This is a genomic window from Catenulispora pinisilvae, from assembly GCF_015356865.1.
GTDB classification, from domain to species: domain Bacteria; phylum Actinomycetota; class Actinomycetes; order Streptomycetales; family Catenulisporaceae; genus Catenulispora; species Catenulispora pinisilvae.
In genome coordinates this window covers 1-17,503 of the sequence record NZ_JAAFZA010000033.1, presented here as the reverse complement: position 1 = coordinate 17,503, position 17,503 = coordinate 1, and the positions used below count along the sequence as shown (strand labels likewise).

16 protein-coding genes are annotated in these 17,503 nt (G+C 70.7%); 6 read left to right on the top strand and 10 right to left on the bottom strand.

The window, feature by feature from the left end; translation table 11 throughout:
• The first annotated feature begins 42 nt into the window (after positions 1-42).
• A complete protein-coding gene (locus IZR01_RS11910; protein ID WP_194923834.1) occupies positions 43-714 on the top strand; it encodes a bifunctional DNA primase/polymerase in 672 nt (223 codons plus the stop codon).
• Positions 715-836: 122 nt separating this feature from the next.
• Here the strand turns inward: IZR01_RS11910 and IZR01_RS11905 are convergent, their stop codons facing one another.
• The 3 genes from IZR01_RS11905 to IZR01_RS11895 form a co-directional block, all read right to left on the bottom strand.
• A complete protein-coding gene (locus IZR01_RS11905) occupies positions 837-1,985 on the bottom strand; it encodes an LPXTG cell wall anchor domain-containing protein (RefSeq protein WP_194923833.1) in 1,149 nt (382 codons plus the stop codon).
• Positions 1,986-2,235: 250 nt separating this feature from the next.
• On the bottom strand, positions 2,236-2,922 hold the full coding sequence (locus IZR01_RS11900; RefSeq protein ID WP_228555695.1) for an iron-dependent transcriptional repressor DtxR: 687 nt from the start codon (positions 2,920-2,922) through the stop codon (positions 2,236-2,238).
• Positions 2,923-3,170: 248 nt separating this feature from the next.
• Positions 3,171-4,160 (bottom strand): ArsR/SmtB family transcription factor, encoded by a 990-nt coding sequence (locus IZR01_RS11895; RefSeq protein WP_194923832.1) that lies wholly within the window; start codon positions 4,158-4,160, stop codon positions 3,171-3,173.
• Positions 4,161-4,232: 72 nt separating this feature from the next.
• Between IZR01_RS11895 and IZR01_RS11890 the strand changes: the two genes are divergently transcribed.
• Positions 4,233-5,525, top strand: a complete 1,293-nt coding sequence (locus tag IZR01_RS11890) for an MFS transporter (protein WP_194923831.1) — start codon at positions 4,233-4,235, stop codon at positions 5,523-5,525.
• A gap of 120 nt (positions 5,526-5,645) precedes the next feature.
• Here IZR01_RS11890 and IZR01_RS11885 read toward each other — a convergent pair whose 3' ends face one another.
• Positions 5,646-6,944, bottom strand: a complete 1,299-nt coding sequence (locus IZR01_RS11885; RefSeq protein WP_194923830.1) for a M48 family metallopeptidase — start codon at positions 6,942-6,944, stop codon at positions 5,646-5,648.
• A 62-nt stretch (positions 6,945-7,006) separates the two neighbouring features.
• Here IZR01_RS11885 and IZR01_RS11880 point away from each other — a divergent pair, with 62 nt between their 5' ends.
• Both IZR01_RS11880 and IZR01_RS11875 read left to right on the top strand, forming a co-directional pair.
• Positions 7,007-7,675: a UdgX family uracil-DNA binding protein gene (locus tag IZR01_RS11880; protein WP_194898079.1), complete on the top strand. Its 669-nt coding sequence runs from the start codon at positions 7,007-7,009 to the stop codon at positions 7,673-7,675.
• 13 nt (positions 7,676-7,688) lie between these two features.
• Complete coding sequence (locus tag IZR01_RS11875; protein WP_194898080.1) at positions 7,689-8,423, top strand: hotdog family protein; 735 nt, start codon at positions 7,689-7,691, stop codon at positions 8,421-8,423.
• Here the strand turns inward: IZR01_RS11875 and pdxH are convergent.
• The gene (gene pdxH / locus IZR01_RS11870; RefSeq protein ID WP_323746625.1) at positions 8,413-9,069 is read right to left on the bottom strand and encodes a pyridoxamine 5'-phosphate oxidase; all 657 of its coding nucleotides are present in this window, start codon (positions 9,067-9,069) and stop codon (positions 8,413-8,415) included. The two genes, IZR01_RS11875 and pdxH, sit on opposite strands and share 11 nt — an antisense overlap.
• Positions 9,070-9,278: 209 nt before the next feature.
• Here pdxH and IZR01_RS11865 point away from each other — a divergent pair, with 209 nt between their 5' ends.
• Positions 9,279-10,415 (top strand): citrate synthase 2, encoded by a 1,137-nt coding sequence (locus IZR01_RS11865; protein ID WP_194898081.1) that lies wholly within the window; start codon positions 9,279-9,281, stop codon positions 10,413-10,415.
• Positions 10,416-10,583: 168 nt separating this feature from the next.
• On the opposite strand, the gene IZR01_RS11860 is transcribed toward IZR01_RS11865, so the two are convergent.
• Positions 10,584-11,429 carry an NAD(P)-dependent oxidoreductase gene (locus tag IZR01_RS11860; RefSeq protein ID WP_194923829.1) on the bottom strand — a complete coding sequence of 282 codons (846 nt, stop codon included), beginning with the start codon at positions 11,427-11,429 and terminating at the stop codon, positions 10,584-10,586.
• Positions 11,430-11,882: 453 nt separating this feature from the next.
• On the opposite strand from IZR01_RS11860, the gene serC reads away from it, so the two are divergent.
• Positions 11,883-13,004 (top strand): phosphoserine transaminase, encoded by a 1,122-nt coding sequence (gene serC, locus IZR01_RS11855; protein ID WP_194898083.1) that lies wholly within the window; start codon positions 11,883-11,885, stop codon positions 13,002-13,004.
• A 117-nt stretch (positions 13,005-13,121) separates the two neighbouring features.
• Here the strand turns inward: serC and thpR are convergent, their stop codons facing one another.
• The 4 genes from thpR to dcd form a co-directional block, all read right to left on the bottom strand.
• On the bottom strand, positions 13,122-13,787 hold the full coding sequence (gene thpR / locus IZR01_RS11850; RefSeq protein WP_194898084.1) for an RNA 2',3'-cyclic phosphodiesterase: 666 nt from the start codon (positions 13,785-13,787) through the stop codon (positions 13,122-13,124).
• A gap of 354 nt (positions 13,788-14,141) precedes the next feature.
• Entirely contained in the window at positions 14,142-15,416 is a 1,275-nt protein-coding gene (locus IZR01_RS11845) for an MFS transporter (protein WP_194923828.1), read from the bottom strand.
• Between the two features lie 214 nt (positions 15,417-15,630).
• On the bottom strand, positions 15,631-16,692 hold the full coding sequence (locus IZR01_RS11840) for a hypothetical protein (protein ID WP_194923827.1): 1,062 nt from the start codon (positions 16,690-16,692) through the stop codon (positions 15,631-15,633).
• A 141-nt stretch (positions 16,693-16,833) separates the two neighbouring features.
• Positions 16,834-17,457 (bottom strand): dCTP deaminase, encoded by a 624-nt coding sequence (gene dcd / locus IZR01_RS11835; RefSeq protein WP_194923826.1) that lies wholly within the window; start codon positions 17,455-17,457, stop codon positions 16,834-16,836.
• Positions 17,458-17,503 lie beyond the last annotated feature (46 nt).

Below are 17,503 nucleotides of genomic sequence, written 5' to 3'. Positions count from 1 at the left end.
AGGGACCCGTAACCAGACTCCAGTCACTCGCGTTATGGGCACATGACTGTGCTGTCACTCCCCGAGGGCGACCTGGCCGACCCCGGACCCGCCCCGTCGGACGCGGACCCGCTGGGCCTCAAGGCCGCCGCGTTGAGCTACATCGAGGAACGGCACTGGGACATCCTCCCGGGCGCGTCAGTGATCCGGGCGGACGGCGCCTGGCGCTGTTCCTGCGGCAACAACGCCTGCCCCGCCCTGGGCTCCCACCCCGCGCACCGGGACTGGAACAAGCAGATCACCGCGCAGCCCTCGCGCGTGCACGGCTGGTGGGACGAGAACCCGGAGGCCGCGATCCTGCTGCCGACCGGCCGCACCTTCGACGTCATCGACGTCCCCGAGCAGGCCGGCTGCCTGGCGCTGGCGCGACTGGAGCGCAACGGGGCGGCGCTGGGCCCGGTCGCCGCGACCCCGACCCGGCGGCTGCACTTCTTCGTCCTGCCGGGCACGAAGAAGAAGATCCCTGAGATGCTGATGCGCGCCGGCTGGGGCCGGGCCCAGCTGGATCTGGTCTGCCACGGCGAGAAGGACTTCGTGGTGGCGCCGCCCTCGCGCATGGGGACCGGCGGGCAGGTGCAGTGGGCACGGCCGCCGGGGGAGTCGAACCGGTGGCTGCCGGAGGCGGCGGAGCTGATCCCGACGCTGGCATACGCGTGTGGGCGTGAGCGGTACTAGCTTCGCCAGAGCCTCTAAGACCTCTGTTACAAGACCCCTGATGAAACAAGACTTCTGACGGAACCAATACGGCGGTCACCGAGTCGGTGACCGCCGTTGTGGTGAGTCCTGTCGGCGAGTGCCTACTCCTTGGGCCGCAGCCCTGCCGCCTTCTTCCGCAAGAACACGACCAACCCGGCCCCGCCGACCACGAGAACGATCGCGATCACCGCCATCGGCAGCAGCGAGCCGCTGGCACCGGTGTGGGCCAGCGTGCCGCCGGTCTTCTCGGACAGCGCCACGGGAGCGGTCCCGGCACTGCTCGTTGCCGCGGCCGCCGCGGTCTTGGCCTTACTGGTCGCCGCGGCGCCCGAAGAGTTGGTGGCCGGGGCGGAGGATGACGCTCCTGTGGTCGGCGTGCCTGCGCCGACGCCCACGGCCGGTACACCGGGGGTGGTGCAGGAGGCGGAAGCCAAGGTGAGGCCACCGCTGACGTTCACCAGACCGACGCCGTCAACGGTAACCCGCGCTTCGACCGAGGCCGAGGCGCCGTCCTGGTCGGTGGTGGTGACCGGGGAGAGGTGCACGTCGGCGTTCACGACGCCGAGGTCCAGCGAGACGTCACCGCTGAGCGGCACCGGGATGTCCTGGCCCAGCAGGGTGATCGTCGCGGGCATCTTCGCCGACGCGACCGGCTTCTGTCCCGGCACGCAAGTCGCCTGCGCGGAGATCGCGTCCAGCTTCAGGATCCCGTTGTCGGCGCTGGCCCCGGGCAACGTCACCAGCGGCAGGAAGACCCGCAGGTTCGCGACGGTCGCGTAGGCCTGGGTGTATCCGCCCGTGCCCCGGATGACCCGCGCCGTCCCCGATGCCAGGTCCGCCTTGATCAGGTCGGCTTCCGGGCCGGGCAGGTGCAGGGTGTCGATCAGGTTGTCGTGCAGCCGGACCACCGAGTTGGTGAAGTTCGCGGAGTCGCCGTTGGCGTCCGGGGCGTCGGCCTCCCCCAGCGCCAGGTTCACCAGCGGCAGGTCCAGCCCGTTCGGCCCGGTGAGGTGCAGCCCGCCGAGCACCGCCGGAAGCAGTTGGACGTCCAGATCGACCCGGCCGGCCACCGCCTTCGCGGTCCCCGGCGAGGGGGAGGAAGCGGACGAGGAAGACGATCCGCTCGCTGAGCCGGAAGGCGTGGCGGGGGACCCGGCGGCGGAAGCGGCCGCGGGCAGCGCCCCGAAGGCGGTCACGGTCAGTGCGGCGACGGACGCGAAGAGTAGGGAACCGCGGCGTCGACGCCCCATCGGGGAAGGCATCAAGCCGCGTAAGTCGGCATCCTGAGTGGATATCGAAGACATCGTGGCGAACCCCCAAGACTTTTGGACAGCCTCGCCATTCTTGCTCACCCTGGGCGGTCTGACTATCACAAAGCGTGGATTCACTCACACAGACTATCCGACCCCGAATTTCCCGGGTAGACCTTTCGTGCGAACGGATCGACCGCCTGAATCAGGCCCGGCGCACCGGTTGACGGCGCGCCGAAACCCCGGCCCGTCAGGCCGCCCGCACCGTCACGAACACGTGCCCGGCCAGCTCCAGGTCCAGCTCGGCGGTCTCCCCCACCGATCCGAGCAGCACCCCGCCCGGCGACACCGAGGCCCGCACCGTCTGTCCGGGCTGCACCCCGGCCCGCCGCAGGCGCAGCATCAGTTCCGGGTCGTTCTGCAACGGCTCGCCGAGCCGCCGGACCACCAGGTTCTGCACCCCACCGCTGCGGGCGCCGCGCTCGACGACGTCCCGCAGGTTCGCCACGTCGCCGTCGAGGAACGCCTCCTGCTCGCCGACGGAGGCGTCCAGTTCGGACAGCCCCGGGATCGGGTTGCCGTAGGGGGACTGGGTCGGGTGGTCCAGCAGTTCCAGCAGCCGGCGCTCGACCGCCTCGCTGATGACGTGCTCCCAGCGGCAGGCCTCGACGTGGACGTCTTCCCACTCCAGCCCGATGACGTCGGTGAGCAGCCGCTCGGCCAGCCGGTGCTTGCGCATCACGCGGACGGCCTGCTCCCGGCCGGCGTCGGTGAGTTCCAGGTGCCGGTCGCCTTCGACGGTCAGCAGGCCGTCGCGCTCCATGCGGGCCACGGTCTGGCTGACGGTCGGGCCGCTCTGGCCCAGCCGCTCGGCGATCCGGGCGCGCAGCGGGGTGATGCCCTCCTCCACGAGCTCGTAGATGGTCCGCAGGTACATCTCGGTGGTGTCGATGAGGTCGCTGCTCACGTTCTCCAGTCCCTTCCCGCGGGCCACGCGGCCGCCGTCACATGGTGCCTAGCCGCCGGTCTCATGGCCGGTACGCGCAGCGGTCCTCCATTGTTGCGCATTCCACCGACAGCCACCGGCACCTCGCGCCGTTTTCTGGCCGGTCAGTGCCGATTCGCCCGGCTAATGCCTTTCGGCGACAGCCGCCAGTCCCAACTTAGGCGCTTCAAGCCCGACCTTCAGCCCAGCAAAGCTTCCGCGCGCTCGGTCCGCAGATGCAGCACGGCCCGGCCGTCCCGCCGAGTGGCCACCAGCCCGGCCCCGCGCAGCACCCCGAGGTGCTGCGAGACCGCTCCGGCGGTCACGCCGAGCCGTCCGGCCAACTCCCCGGTGGTGCCCGGTTCGGCGAGCTGCACGAGCAGTTCGGCCCGGGTGCGGCCGAGGAGCGCCGACAGCGCGTCGGGCGCAGGCTGGCGCGTCTCCCAGACCGTCGCCACGGCCCGCGCCGGGTAGTGCAGCAGACCGGAGGTGACCGGCTTGGTCGCCACGCAGACGTCCGGCCAGCCGAGCACCGTCGGCGACAGCACCAGTGACCGGCCGTCGAGGACCACTTCCTTAGCGGCGAACGGCCAAACGGCCTCGCTGATTCCCGGGCCGTGCAGCCGCAGTTCGCCGTCCGACCAGCGGACGTCGTGGTGCAGGTCGTGGAAGACCGCCTCCACGCCGTGGTCGGCCAGCACCCCGGCCCGGTAGGCGATGTCGGCTTCCAGCACGCCGAGCATCCGCGGCCAGTACGGGGCGACGAGCACGTCGAACACCCGGCGCAGGACGTCGGCCAGGCGGGCCAGACCGGCCGGCGGGTCGTCGTAGAACTCCCGCTGGAAGCGGTCGCCCGGCGGCTCGTTGTTGTCGAAGTAGCGCCGGACCCGCGCCGGATCGGCGGTGCGGATGGTCTCGAGTTCGTCCTCGATCGTCGGCATGTGGACGTCCGGCGGCGGCACCAGCACGCCGGGCCGCACCCCCCGGTCGGTGAACCCCGACAACAGGTCGATCCCGGGGACCTGGGGCAGCAGCGGCCGCGCCCAGCGCACCCACGGCAGATGCACGGCGTGCTTGCCCGGTGCCTGGAGCACGTCCACAGCCTGGAGCGCTTCGTACACCGGGGAGATGGCGAAGCGGACGCGGGCCATCTCGGTCCCGGCGATCGGTATTCGGATCGGCCTGGCCATCAGCGCACCCCCAGCGATTTAGCGTGCTCTAAATCGTAGCCCCGGCCGGGCCGATCTTCGAATCTTGCAGACATGCCCGCTGTCTCTGTCCGCCCAGACTCCCACCACTCAGACCTCCAGCACTCAGACCTCCACCACCCAGACTCCCCCATCCCGGCTCTCCCCCAGGAACCGCGCCCCGACAAGCTCGGCCGCGACTGGCACGTGCTGTTCACCGCGAGCGCGGTTTCCGTCCTCGGCGACGGCGCGTTCGTCGCCGCCCTGCCGCTGCTCGCCGCCGGATACACCCGGGATCCCCGGCTGATATCCGGACTCACGGTCGCCGGGACGTTGCCCTGGTTGGTGTTCTCGTTGCAGGCCGGTGCGATAGCCGACCGCACGGAGAGCCGGCGGCTGTCCATCCGGGCCCAGGGCTGGCAGCTGATCTGCGTACTGGCCGTCGGACTGCTGGCGATGGACCGCGGCGCCGGCTGGGGACTGGCCGCGCTCTACGTCCTGGCCTTCGCCCTGGGCATGGCGGCGGCGCTGGCCAAGAGCGCTTCCCAGCCCCTGATGACGTCCGTGGTCCCGCGCGACCGCCTCATATCGGCGAACGGACAGTTGTACACCGCGCAGTCGGTGGCCAAGGACTTCGTCGGGCCGGCGCTCGGCGCGGCGTTGTTCGCCCTGACCCCGACCCTGCCGTTCTGGGCCGACGCCGTGACGTTCGCGGCGTCGATGCTGCTGATCGCGCGTCTGCCGCGCAGCGGAGCGCCGGCCGTCCTGCCGGGAGCGGGACGCCGATCGCTGCGCGCCGACGTCAAGGAAGGCCTGACGTGGCTGGCCCACCACCGCCTGCTGCGCACCACGACGATGCTCTCGGCGGCGGCGAACTTCGGCTCCACGATGGGCGCCGCGACTCTGGTGCTCTACGTCGGGACGCACCACTACGGCGTGCTGCTGAGCATCGCGGCGATCGGCGGCGTCATCGGCGGCCTGATGAGCCGGGCCGCGGTGGCCCGGCTCGGCGGCCGCGTGGTGGCGCGGGTGTGCTCCTCGGTGACGCCGGTGGCGGGCATCGGGATCGGGCTGTTCGGGCCGAACCTGTTCGTGGTGGCCGGTTTGCTGGCGGTGGTGAGCATGAGCGCCTCGCTGTGGAACGTGGCGGTGGTCTCGCAGCGCCAGCGGCTGGTGCCGCCGCACCTGCTGGGCCGGGTGTCGAGCGCCGGGATCATGGTGATGTGGGGGATGCAGCCGCTCGGCGCGCTGGCCGGCGGGCTGATCGCCTCGGGGTTCGGGCTGGCGGCGCCGTGGGTGGTCGGGGGCTCGCTGCGGATCGTCGCCTCGGTGCTGGCGATCCGCCCGCTGCGGGAATGGCAGGACTGACGGGTTGTCGTCGAAGGGGCCTGACGGACCATAGAAGGGGCCTGGCACACCGGCTGAAGGGGACTGCCAGGGGACTGTCGAGAGTCGGTGCCGCTGAAGGGGATCGGAGGGGGATTCCCTTCAGCGGCGCAGGAGAATGGCGCGGCCGGCCTCGGCCACGTAGGAAGCAAGTTCGAGGTCGACGCTCAGCCACTCGTCCTCGGTGACGGTCACCGTCCCGTTGCGGGGCGGTCTCCCCTTGAGCAGCCGGGCCCGGAGGTAGTCCGCGGGGTGTGAGGAGTCGATCTGCGTGCCGCGATATTCCGAGATACGCGCTGCGCGGATGTACTCGTGTTCTGGGATGGTCTGGATGTAGTCCTCCAGCCCGATCCACATCTCCATCGCGTCCTCAAGGCTGGGCGCGTTGCGGAAGGTCGGGTGCGCGGTCCTTGCCCGGGCCATGTACACCTCGACCGAGGAGCGGGCGTCGAGTTTGCGCACGAGGGCGAGCGCCGCCTTGGTGGAGGCGGTCTCGGCGGCGATGTCGTCGGCGAGGAATTCGGCGCGCAGCGCCACGTGGACTTGGAGCCAGCCGTAGAACTTCTGGAGCCCGGTCATCAACAGATAGAAGGGGAACAGGACGACCGGGAGGAGAAGCTGCCCGAATCCCGCCGTGCCCCGGGACACCGGCCGTCCGTGGGTGCTCGGGTAGAACAGGACGCGCCATTCCCGCAGGCTGCGGTGCGCGCTGGCGACCAGCACGCTCTGTGTGGTGTCCCCGTTGACTTGGTGGCCGAGTTCGTGGCCGAGCAACGCCAGCCGCTCCTCGCCCGCCAGGACCTGCCACAGCGGGACCCCGAGGGTCAGCACCGGCTCGTTGCGGACGCCGCGCCGGGCGGTGCCGGCGTTGAAACGGCCGTCGAAGGAGACGTATTTCGGGGTCGGGGCTCCGTTCGCCTCGCCGATCCGGTCCAGGATCGCGAACAGCTTCGGCGCCTTCCCGCGCTTGATCCAGCCCGCGCCGGGGCGCTTGCCGAACCGCGGCCGCACCACCCAGGCGATGCCGAACCCGAGCAGCGCCACGATGTACAGCGGCCAGAGCCCGCTGAGCAGCGCCGCCACCGCGCCGATGAAGATGACGAGGGTCAGTGTGTGGATCGCCAGTCCGAAGGACACCGCGGCCAACCGCGCGGCGCCGCCGGGCCGGAGGTCGTCGGCCTGGAGCAGACGCTCCTGGAGCGCTTCACCTCTGCGCCGAGCAGTCTCTTGCCGGCGCCGTTCGCGCTTCTTCAGAGTCGCTGACTTCTGTTGTTCATCCTTCGTGATCAGGTAGTGGTCCTGGGCCATGCACCATGGCGCGAACCTGGCGTCGAATTCACCCGTCCACCCGCACTGCTGACAGGTGTATTCGACAGTTCGCGGCGTTTCTGTCAGTGCCACGGCGCAATAATGGTCGCCTGTTCAGCTGGGCAACACCCATCGGAAATCAAGGAACGATAACGATGTCGCTACCGATTCCGCGCGGGGTCTCGATCGACGCGCTGCGCACCGCCGCCCTGGCCTGCCAGGGGTGCGAACTCCACCAAGCCCAGCCCGGTTCGCTGAGCGGGCCGACGCAGACGGTGTTCTCCAAGGGGAACCCCGCCGCACGCGTCGTGTTCGTGGGCGAACAGCCGGGCGACATCGAGGATCGCGAGGGCCTGCCGTTCGTCGGGCCGGCCGGGCAACTGTTCGACCGGGCCATCGCCGAGGCCGGCATCGACCCGCGGCAGGCCTATGTGACCAACAGCGTGAAGCACTTCCGGTTCATGCAGGACCGCCCGGGAGGCCGCCGCATCCACAAGACCCCGGACACCGTCCACGTCGAGGCCTGCAAGCCCTGGCTGCGCGCGGAACTGGCGATCCTGGACCCCGAGGTGGTCGTGGCGCTGGGCGCCACCGCCGGCCGGGCCTTGATCGGCCCGCAGTTCCGGGTGACCCGGGAGCGCGGCAAGGTGTTCATGTGGCCGCCGTCCGGTGACTCCGGGTTCGGCTCGGAGCCCTCGCGGCGGCGCGCGGTGTCCTTCGTCGCGACGTCGCATCCGTCGGCGGTGCTGCGTGCGGACAATCAGGAGACCGCTTATAAGGAGATGGTGTCGGACCTGCAATTGGTGGCCCGGATGTTGGCTTGAGAGTGTGGATCCCATGCTGACAATCTCGCGACGCTTCAACGGTCCCCCGCATTCCGGCAACGGCGGCTACGTCTCCGGGATGCTCGCGCAGCTGGTCCTGGCCGAGTTCGGGGACACGCCAGGGGCCAAGGTCGAAGTCACGCTGCGCAAACCGCCGCCGCTGGAGAAGCCGCTCACCGTACGGCAGCCGGAGGAGAGCGAGAGCCTGCGGTTGCTGGACGGCAGCACGGTGATCGCCGAAGCGGAGCTCGTGGAGGCCGCCGGGGAACTGATCGAGCCGGTCTCCTATGACGAGGCGGTCACGGCGGCCAAGGGCTACGCCGGACTCAGCGGGCATCCGTTCCTGACCTGCTTCGTCTGCGGGCCGGACCATCCCAGTGGCCTGCACGTGTACCCCGGGCCGGTGCCGGGCCGCAAGGGCGTGGTGGCGGCTCCGTGGACGCCCACGGAGGACACCGTGGGACCGGAATTCGTATGGGGCGCACTGGACTGTCCCGGAGGCTGGTCGGCCGGCGATCTCGCGGACCGGCCGATGGTGCTCGGCCGGATGAGCGTCGAGATGCTGTCGGACCAGCCGGTCCTTGCCGGGGAACGCTATGTGGTGCTCGGGAGGCACCTGCGCACCGAGGGACGCAAGACGTTCACCGTCTCGGCGCTCTACGGCCCTTCGGGGGAGCCGATGGCGAGCGCCGAGGCCGTGTGGATCGCGGTCGATCCGGCCACGGTGCGGCCGGTGGTCACGGACTGAGCCGCTCGATGCTCCAGCCTTCGGGGTTCTGGTTGTCGCGCTTGTAGCGGAGCCGGTCGTGGAGGCGGTCGGGACGGCCCTGCCAGAACTCGACCGTCTCCGGACGGACCAGGAAGCCGCCCCAGAATTCCGGCAGCGGGACCTGTGTCCCCTCGGGCCACTGTTCGGCCAGTTCGGCGGCCCGCTTGTCCAGCCAGTCGCGGCCGGCGATCACCGTGGACTGCTCGCTGGCCCAGGCCCCGATCTGCGAGCCGTGCGGGCGGGTGGCGAAGTATTCCTCATCGGCGTCGCGGTCGAGTTTGGTGGCCGCGCCGATGACGATCACCTGGCGGTGCAGCGTGTACCAGGGGAAAAGCAGCGAGCAGCGGGGGTTCGCGGCCAGCTCCCTGCCCTTGCGGGAGCCGAGGTTGGTGTAGAAGATGAATCCGGTTTCGTCGAACCCCTTCAACAGCACTGACCTGCTGGAGGGCTGGCCGTCCAGGTCAGTGGTAGAGACCACCATGGCGTTCGGCTCGGGCAGGGAAGCCCGGACGGCGTCGTCCAGCCACACGGCGAATTGGAGGTGGGGTGCGCCGGCCGCGTCCTGTTCACGCAGCGTTCCGATGCCGTATTCCCGGCGGAGCGCCGCCAGCGCTTCAGAGTCCACGGGCCCACGGTAACGCGTGTGACATTCCAGACACAGCAGTGCCCCCGGTGCAGAGCACCCTGTGTGGCGAGTCACTATAGGAGAGACGCACTAATCACGACACCACAGTGTCGTCACGATGGCGCCGGGTAAGGCGACACCGTGGCAAGCCAGCTGGCCGCATCGAGCCACAGCACGTAGAGCGGCACAAAGAAACAGAGGGAGTACACATGTCCGACTTCGTACCGGGCCTGGAGGGCGTCATCGCCTTCGAGTCCGAAATCGCCGAACCGGATAAGGAAGGCGGCGCTCTCCGGTACCGCGGAGTCGACATCGAAGACCTCGTCGGGCGCGTGACGTTCGGCAACGTGTGGGGCCTTCTGGTGGACGGCAAGTTCAACCCGGGTCTGCCGCCGGCGGAGCCGTACCCGGTGCCGGTGCATTCCGGCGACGTGCGCGTCGACGTCCAGTCCGCGCTCGCCATGCTGGCCCCGGTCTGGGGTCTCCAGCCGCTCCTGGACACCTCGGAGGAGAAAGCCCGCGAAGACCTCGCGCGCGCCGCCGTCATGGCGCTGTCCTTCGTGGCCCAGTCCGCCCGCTCGATCGAGCACCCGGGCCAGGCCATGGTGCCGCAGAGCGAGGTCGACAAGGCCGAGACGATCGTCGAGCGCTTCATGATCCGCTGGCGCGGTGAGCCGGACCCCAAGCACGTCCAGGCCATCGACGCTTACTGGACCTCGGCGGCCGAGCACGGCATGAACGCCTCGACCTTCACCGCCCGCGTCATCGCCTCCACCGGCGCCGACGCCGCGGCCGCGCTGTCCGGCGCGGTCGGCGCGATGTCCGGCCCGCTGCACGGCGGCGCCCCGGCGCGCGTGCTGCACATGGTCGAGGCGGTCGAGGAGATCGGCGACGCCCGCAAGTACGTCAAGAGCGTCCTGGACAAGGGCGACCGCCTGATGGGCTTCGGCCACCGCGTGTACCGCGCCCAGGACCCGCGCGCCCGCGTCCTGCGCCGCACCGCCAAGGAGCTGGACGCGCCCCGCTACGAGGTCGCCCTGGCCCTGGAGGAGGCCGCGCTGGCCGAGCTGCACGAGCGCCGCCCGGACCGGGTGCTGGAGACCAACGTCGAGTTCTGGGCCGCCGTGGTCCTGGACTTCGCACAGGTGCCGGCGAACATGTTCACCTCGCTGTTCACCTGCGCCCGCACCGCCGGGTGGAGCGCGCACATCCTGGAGCAGAAGAAGACCGGCCGCCTGATCCGGCCGTCGTCCCGCTACATCGGCCCCGGCCCGCGCAAGCCGGAGACCGTCGAGGGCTTCGAGACGATGGTGCCGCCGAGCGGCTTCCACACGTACAAGGGCTGACCCGCCTCGGTCGGCTCTGAATCCGACCCCGCCGGTCACGCTTCGCAAAGAAAGGGTTCCCCCGTTCGGGGGAGCCCTTTTCGCTTGTCCGGACGGAGCCGCCCGGACCAACCCCGGCAGACCGCTCAGAGCTCGTTCAGAACCCGCTCAGAGCTCGTTCAAAGGCGCTCAGAGCTCGTTCACCGAACTCCAGTCGTCGTCCCCGTGCCCGGCCTCGACCGCCGCCCCGAACACGCCCCGCACGCTGTCCAGGATCGGGTGCGGCAGATCGCCGGCCAGCCGCGCGGCGTAGGTGAGGTCCTTGTGGGCCAAGCGCGCCGCGAAGTTGATCGGATCCGGCGACTGCCGGTGGCTGGCCCAAGCCAGCTGGGTGACCGCCCCGCCGGGACGGTCGGCGAACGCCGCGCCGACCGCTTCGGGGTCCAGGCCCGCCGCGACGGCCAGCCGCAGGGCCTCGCCGAAGGCCGCCATGTGGGCCGCCTGCAGACTGTTGAGGACCAGCTTGAAACGGGTCCCGGAGCCGGCCGGGCCGAAGTACCGGACCTCGCGGGAGAACGCCTGAAGGACCGGCTCCAGCTTCGCCAGCCCGGCCTGGTCGCCGCCGACGAGCAGCACCAGGGTCCCGGCCCGGGCTGCGGCAGCACCGCCGGTCAGCGGCATGTCGTAGAAGGGCAGACCGCGCTCAGCGATGGCTCCGGCCAGTTCCGCCACCCAGTCCACCGACAGCGTGGCCGAGGCGACCAGGACCGTGCCGTCCCGGACTCCGGCCAGGATGCCCTCGGGGCCGAGCCACACCCGGCGGGAGGACTCGTCGTCGGCGGTCACTTCGAAGACCACCTCGGCGCGGGCGGCGGCCGCCGCCGGCGTGTCCGCGACCTCGGCCCCGGCCTCGCGCAGGTCCGCGACCTTCTCCGGCGTGCGGTTCCAGAGGATCACGCGGTGTCCGTGCTTGAGCAGGTTCTCGGCCATCCCCCGGCCCATGATGCCCACACCCACGATCGCGACGTCCGCCATGACGGTGCCCCTTCCAGTACGACGCTTTGCTGTGCAGTCCTTTGCTGTACAGTCCAACGCGATCCCGTCCGGAAAACATGCCGCCGGCCGTACAGCCCCCCAACGCATGGGTGACCAGACTCGCATCGACGAGTTCACCGAGTACGCGACGGCGCGGCAGAACCACTTGCTGCGCACCGCGTATCTCTCTGATCGCCAACCCGGCCTTCGCCCGGCTGATCGGCTACGACGTCCGGACCCTGGACCAGCCCGTGCCCCCCGCCTGAGCCAGACCGCGCTCGACGCGCCAGCCCTCGCCGGCCACTTCTCACCTGGCGGAGGCTGGCGTGTCTCGTTTCACGGGACGCACCCCGGATCTTGGACACAACCCCGTTACGATACGAACAGGCCTTGGCCAACGACGCCCTGGGCCACCCGACTTCTCCCCTGTAACGACAACGCTCGGAGAACCGCGTGGCTGACATCACCATCCCCCAGAACCTCCTGCCCGCCGACGGCCGGTTCGGCTGCGGCCCGTCCAAGGTGCGCCCCGAAGCGGTCGCCAAGCTGGCCACCGAGGGCGCGAAGATCCTCGGCACCTCGCACCGCCAGGCCCCGGTGAAGAACCTGGTCGGCCGGGTGCGCGCGGGGGTGAGCGAGCTGTTCTCGCTGCCCGAGGGCTACGAGGTGGTGCTCGGCAACGGCGGGACCACCGCGTTCTGGGACATCGCCGCGTTCGGCCTGGTGCGGGCCAAGACCCAGCACCTGAGCTTCGGCGAGTTCTCCTCCAAGTTCGCCGGGTCGGTGAAGGCCGCGCCGTGGCTGGAGGAGCCCTCGATCGTGAAGTCCGAGCCCGGGACGCACCCGACAGCGGTCGCCGAGGCCGGGGTCGACGTCTACGCGCTGACCCACAACGAGACCTCGACCGGGGTGGCGATGCCGATCGCGCGCCCGGCCGGGATCGACGAGGGCGCGCTGGTGCTGGTCGACGCGACGTCCGGGGCCGGCGGCCTGCCGGTGGACATCGCCGAGACCGACGTCTATTACTTCGCCCCGCAGAAGTGCTTCGCCTCCGACGGCGGCCTGTGGATCGCGGTCTTCTCCCCTGCCGCTCTTGAACGGGCTGCGGAGATCGCCGGCTCGGGCCGGTACATCCCGCCGTTCTTCAGCCTGCCGACCGCGATCGACAACTCCGCGAAGAACCAGACGTACAACACGCCGTCGGTGGCCACGCTGTTCCTGATGGCCGAGCAGCTGGACTGGCTGAACGGCAACGGCGGCCTGGACTGGGCCACCGCGCGGACCGCCGACAGCTCCTCGCGGCTGTACAACTGGGCCGAGCGGACCGAGTACACCACGCCGTTCGTCGCCGACCCGGCGCAGCGCTCGCAGGTGGTCGGCACCGTCGACCTGGCCGAGGGGATAAGCGCGGACAAGGTCTCGGCGGCGCTGCGGGAGAACGGGATCGTCGACACCGACGCCTACCGCAAGCTCGGCCGGAACCAGCTGCGGATCGCGATGTTCCCGGCGGTGGAGCCGGAGGACGTCGACAAGCTGACCGCGAGCATCGACTACGTGGTCGAGCGCCTGGCGTAAGCGCGCCTCAGCGCAGCACGGAGGCGATCACCACGACAGCGAGGATCGCCACCAGCACGAAAGTGACGACCCTGGAGCGGGTACGAGTGTTCACCGCTCCAGGGTAATGCGATCGGCTCAGCGTCCCGTCAGTGCCCAGTGCGCGACGCGTTCGTAACGTTTGTAGGGCCCGCCGTTGGCCCCGTTCACGGTGTGGGCGGCGTTGGCGCCGTTGGCCCCGTTGGCGGCGTGCGGAGCCTCCCCCACCTCGGCCACCGTGAACAGCTCGACTTCCCCGGCCAGCCAGCCCGGCGACCGGAAGGGGCGGGCCCGGTCCACGATCGGCGTCAGGTCCAGCGGCCCGGTCTGGTCGTCCTGGGTGGCGCCGCGGGGCACGCCGTTCACCCGGGCGAGGGTCAGATGCGGACGATAGGGGCGGTCCTCCACCCGGATGTGGCAGCGGCGAGCGGCGGCCCCGGCGGCTTCGGCGAGCCGGCCCAGCCGGTCACACTCGCCCTGCACGCCGAACCACAGCGCGCGCGGCCCGAACCGTCCGGCGCCGGCCAGCGACAGCTCCATCGGCGTGGTCCGCGCCGCCACCCGGCCCAGCCGTTCGACCAGGTCGGCGGCCTTCTCCTCGGACACCTCGCCGTAGAAGGCGACCGTGATGTGCCACGTCTCCGGCCGGGTCCAGCGCAGCAGGGCGTTGGCCCCGGGCTCGTTGCCCCGCTTCAGCGCGTCGACCGCGGCCCGCACCTCCAGCAGGACCGCACGGGGTGGCGTGATCGCCACGAACAAGCGCATGCGTCTCCTTGAGGTTCCCCCAGCACGCCTGCACCGCACACGGACGCCCGCACCGCTCAGCGCGCTTCACACCTTGTGAGAGCACCCACAATACGGCGTGTGACCGGCGAGTTGTCGATACGCGACCGGAGGATTTTCTACGCCATGTCGCGCCGCGACGCGCCGGTGACGCACAGGTCACCCACAGTCGGCGAAGGGCTGGCGCAAAGCGGGGCGGGCGGGCGACGCGGGCCGAGGCGGATCTTCGGCCGCGCGGCCGGGCGGACTGAGGCGGATCTCAGCCGCGCGGCGGGCCGGACCTCAGGCCGCGGGGCGGGGCGTACCTGAAGACCGCAGGGCAGAGCAGGGCGGGCCTCAGGCCGCGGACCGCACCGCCAGCCGCTCGGCCAGCCGGGTCGGGGAGTGCGCGACCAGCCGCTCCCGCACCGACATGTCCTTCACCCGGGCCAGCGCGTAGGCCGCGATCACCGCGGCGACCAGCGATATCAGCCCGCCGCCGCCGACCGCGTAGCGCGCGCCGAAGTGCTGGCCGACCCAGCCGACCAGCGGCGAGCCGACCGGCGTGCCGCCGAGGAAGACCACCATGTAGACGCTCATCACGCGCCCGCGCATCTCCGGCTCCACGCCGGTCTGCATGGTGGCGTTGGCCGCGGTGGTGACCATGATCGTCATCACCCCGACCGGCAGCAGCAGCGCCCCGTACAGCACCGGGTTCGGCATCAGCGAGACCACGGTGGCCGCCAGCCCGAAGCCGCAGGCGGACAGCAGCACCAGCGCCACCCCGACCCGCTTCTTGCGCGCGGTGACCAGCGCGCCGGACAGCGCGCCGAGCGCCAGCATGATGTTCAGCAGGCCGAAGACGCCCTTGCCGAGGTGGAAGGTCTGGGTCGCCATCAGCGTGCTGGTCAGCTGGAAGTTCAGGCCGAAGGTGGCCAGGAAGAACATGCAGGCCAGCACCGCCACCAGGTCCGGACGGGTGCGCAGGTAGGCGAAGGCCTCGCGGTACTGGCCCTTGGCCCGGACGATCGGCACCGGGGCGTGCAGTTCCTCGCGCCGGATCAGGGCCAGCGCGGTGATGATCGCGATCGCGGTGATGGCGTTGGTGATGAACACCCAGCCGACGTCCATCACCGCCAGCGCCAGACTGGCCAGCGCCGGGCCCAGCATCCGGGCCAGGTTGAAGGTGGCGGCGTTCAGCGAGACCGCGTTCGGCAGCGCCTCGGGCCCGACCAGCTCGATCACGAAGGACTGGCGCGCGGGGTTGTCGAAGGCGTTGACCGTGCCGCCGATCAGGGCGATGACGTAGACCTGCCAGAGCTGCACCGCGTTGGAGACGATCAGCAGGCCCAGCACCAGCGCGCACAGCCCGGTCAGCGTCGCGGTGAGCATCAGCAGCCGGTTCTTGCGGTAGCGGTCGGCCAGCGCGCCGCCCCACAGGCTGAATATCAGGGACGGGCCGAACTGCAACGCGGTGACGATGCCGAGATCGGTGCCGGAGCCGGTGAGCGAGACGACGAGCCAGTCCTGGGCGATGCGCTGCATCCAGATACCGGTGTTCGATACCACCATGCCGCCGGCGAAAAGACGATAGTTACGGATCGACAGCGATGAGAAGGTGGCTGACTTCACGGCTGGGCAGGCCCCCCAAAGGTGCTTCGTCCCGACGGCCCGTGCGGCACGCGGGGCGAAACTTAGCCTACCTTAATATTTGACTTTCGGTAACCCCCCAGACCCGGGTGGCGGGCATTACTGGGGTCGGGACGCGGGCCGCACTACACGCCTGATACGAGCAGCACTGCGACTCCGGCGCGGGCAACAGCGAGCGCGCCGTGTCATCTCTGTGTCATCTGGTGGTGAACGTCCTGGCTTCCTCGGGGAAGCCGTCGGCGTCGAGATGGACCCCGCCGGTGACCTCGGCGATGAGCGCCGCCGCGGCGCGGAGGGCCTGCGCCGGATGCGGACGCGGGGCCGCGGAGCGGGGCGCGTGCGGCGAGGCGTCACAGAACTCATACACGCTGCGCGGCCAGGCCGCGTCAGCACGCTGCCGCAGGGCCGGCGGCAGCCGGGTCGACGGCCACCGGCTCTCCGGGCCCGCCGGGCTGACCCGGACCTCCAGCAGGTCCCGGTGCCGCAGGATGTAGCCGCCGCCGTCCGGGACCACCTCGCGGACCAGGTCCGGCGCGATCGGCCGCAGGATCTCGCGCAGCACGATCCACGGCAGCATCTCGTGGCTGAAGACGGCATGGTCGGCGTCACCGGGCAGCGCGGGGTCCTCGTGCGGGGCATGGATCGGGCCGCCGGGGAGCCGGGCCACCCCGCGCAGCCGCTTGGCCAGGCCGCGGACCAGGTGCCAGGCATCGGCCTCGGGACCGGTGGGCAGGCCCTGCGGGTAGCGGAGGCGGAGCAGGTCGGCGTGCCGGCTATCGACGATCTTGGTGCGGGCCCGCCGGACCTCGGCGACGTAGGCGAGGCCGAGGGACGCGGCCGGGCCGACGGTCGGCAGGCCCGCGTCGGCGCGGAGCATGGGGGTCAGGCGCAGGGGGCCGTGCCAGCGGATGCCTTCGGCGAGGAGGGCGGGGGCGGGGAGCACTGGGATGGCGCGATCGGCTTCCAGTCGCTCAGCGCCCGTGCGCTCACCTGTGGGCTCGCCCGTGCGCAGGGCATACTCGGCGCGGGTCGGATGCGGCACCGCCTCGGACCCGGGCGGTTGCGGGGCCGGCCCGGGGACCGTCACCCCCGCCCGCCGCTCCGGCTGCCACCCCGGATTCCAGGCGGCGACCAGCCCGGAGACCGTCCCGGGGGCCTGGAGCGCGGACAGCAGCAGCACCGGGTTGTCCCGGAGCAGGCGGTCCGGACGGGTGGCGGGCTGGTCCGCCGTACGGGCGAAGGGCCAACGAGCTGACAAGGCGACCACACCGTCACTGTGTCAGCGGGCGGGGCCCGGTATTCGTATCCGGGCCCAGATTCACCCGGTCGGCGGCGCCGGGCACCCCACCCGATCGACGTCAGCCTTCACGCGGCGGAATCGGACTCAGCGAGACCAGACTCAGTCGGTGAACTTCGACTCAGCCTCCGCCGCGAGCTTGTCCGCCTTGGCGATGTCCGTCCGATGGAAGCTCAGGTAACTCCGCGACGGCGTCGGCCCCCGCTGGTTCTGGTACCGCGACTGGTTCACGGCCGAACCGTACGGATTCTCCGCCGCCGAGGACAGCTTGAAGAAGCACAGCTGGCCGATCTTCATACCTGGCCACAGCTTGATCGGCAGCGTCGCGACGTTCGACAACTCCAACGTCACATGCCCGGAGAACCCGGGATCGATGAACCCGGCGGTCGAGTGCGTCAGCAACCCCAACCGCCCCAGACTCGACTTGCCCTCCAGCCGCGCGGCCAGATCATCCGGCAACGTCACGACCTCATACGTCGAGGCCAACACGAACTCCCCCGGATGCAGAATGAACGACTCATCCCCATCCGGCTCCACCAACCGCGTCAGCTCAGACTGCTCCTGCGCCGGATCGATGTACGGATACCGGTGGTTCTCGAACACCCGAAAGAACCGGTCCAGCCGCACATCCACACTGGAAGGCTGCACCATCGCCGGCTCGAACGGGTCTAGAACAACCCGCCCCGCCCCGATTTCAGCCCGGATGTCCTTATCTGAGAGCAACACGGACCCCACGTTATCGGCACCGGCCGCGCACCCCCTAATGCTCCGC

Excerpts from the sequence above, each read along its gene's own strand:
- IZR01_RS11895 (WP_194923832.1), bottom strand. The coding sequence starts at position 4,160 with ATGGCCAGGCCGATCCGAATACCGATCGCCGGGACCGAGATGGCCCGC.
- IZR01_RS11910 (WP_194923834.1), top strand. The coding sequence starts at position 43 with ATGACTGTGCTGTCACTCCCCGAGGGCGACCTGGCCGACCCCGGACCC.
- IZR01_RS11880 (WP_194898079.1), top strand. The coding sequence starts at position 7,007 with ATGTCGCTACCGATTCCGCGCGGGGTCTCGATCGACGCGCTGCGCACC.
- IZR01_RS11900 (WP_228555695.1), bottom strand. The coding sequence starts at position 2,922 with ATGTACCTGCGGACCATCTACGAGCTCGTGGAGGAGGGCATCACCCCG.
- IZR01_RS11865 (WP_194898081.1), top strand. The coding sequence starts at position 9,279 with ATGTCCGACTTCGTACCGGGCCTGGAGGGCGTCATCGCCTTCGAGTCC.
- IZR01_RS11860 (WP_194923829.1), bottom strand. The coding sequence starts at position 11,429 with ATGGCGGACGTCGCGATCGTGGGTGTGGGCATCATGGGCCGGGGGATG.
- IZR01_RS11905 (WP_194923833.1), bottom strand. The coding sequence starts at position 1,985 with ATGGGGCGTCGACGCCGCGGTTCCCTACTCTTCGCGTCCGTCGCCGCA.
- IZR01_RS11875 (WP_194898080.1), top strand. The coding sequence starts at position 7,689 with ATGCTGACAATCTCGCGACGCTTCAACGGTCCCCCGCATTCCGGCAAC.
- IZR01_RS11890 (WP_194923831.1), top strand. The coding sequence starts at position 4,233 with ATGCCCGCTGTCTCTGTCCGCCCAGACTCCCACCACTCAGACCTCCAG.
- thpR (WP_194898084.1), bottom strand. The coding sequence starts at position 13,787 with ATGCGCTTGTTCGTGGCGATCACGCCACCCCGTGCGGTCCTGCTGGAG.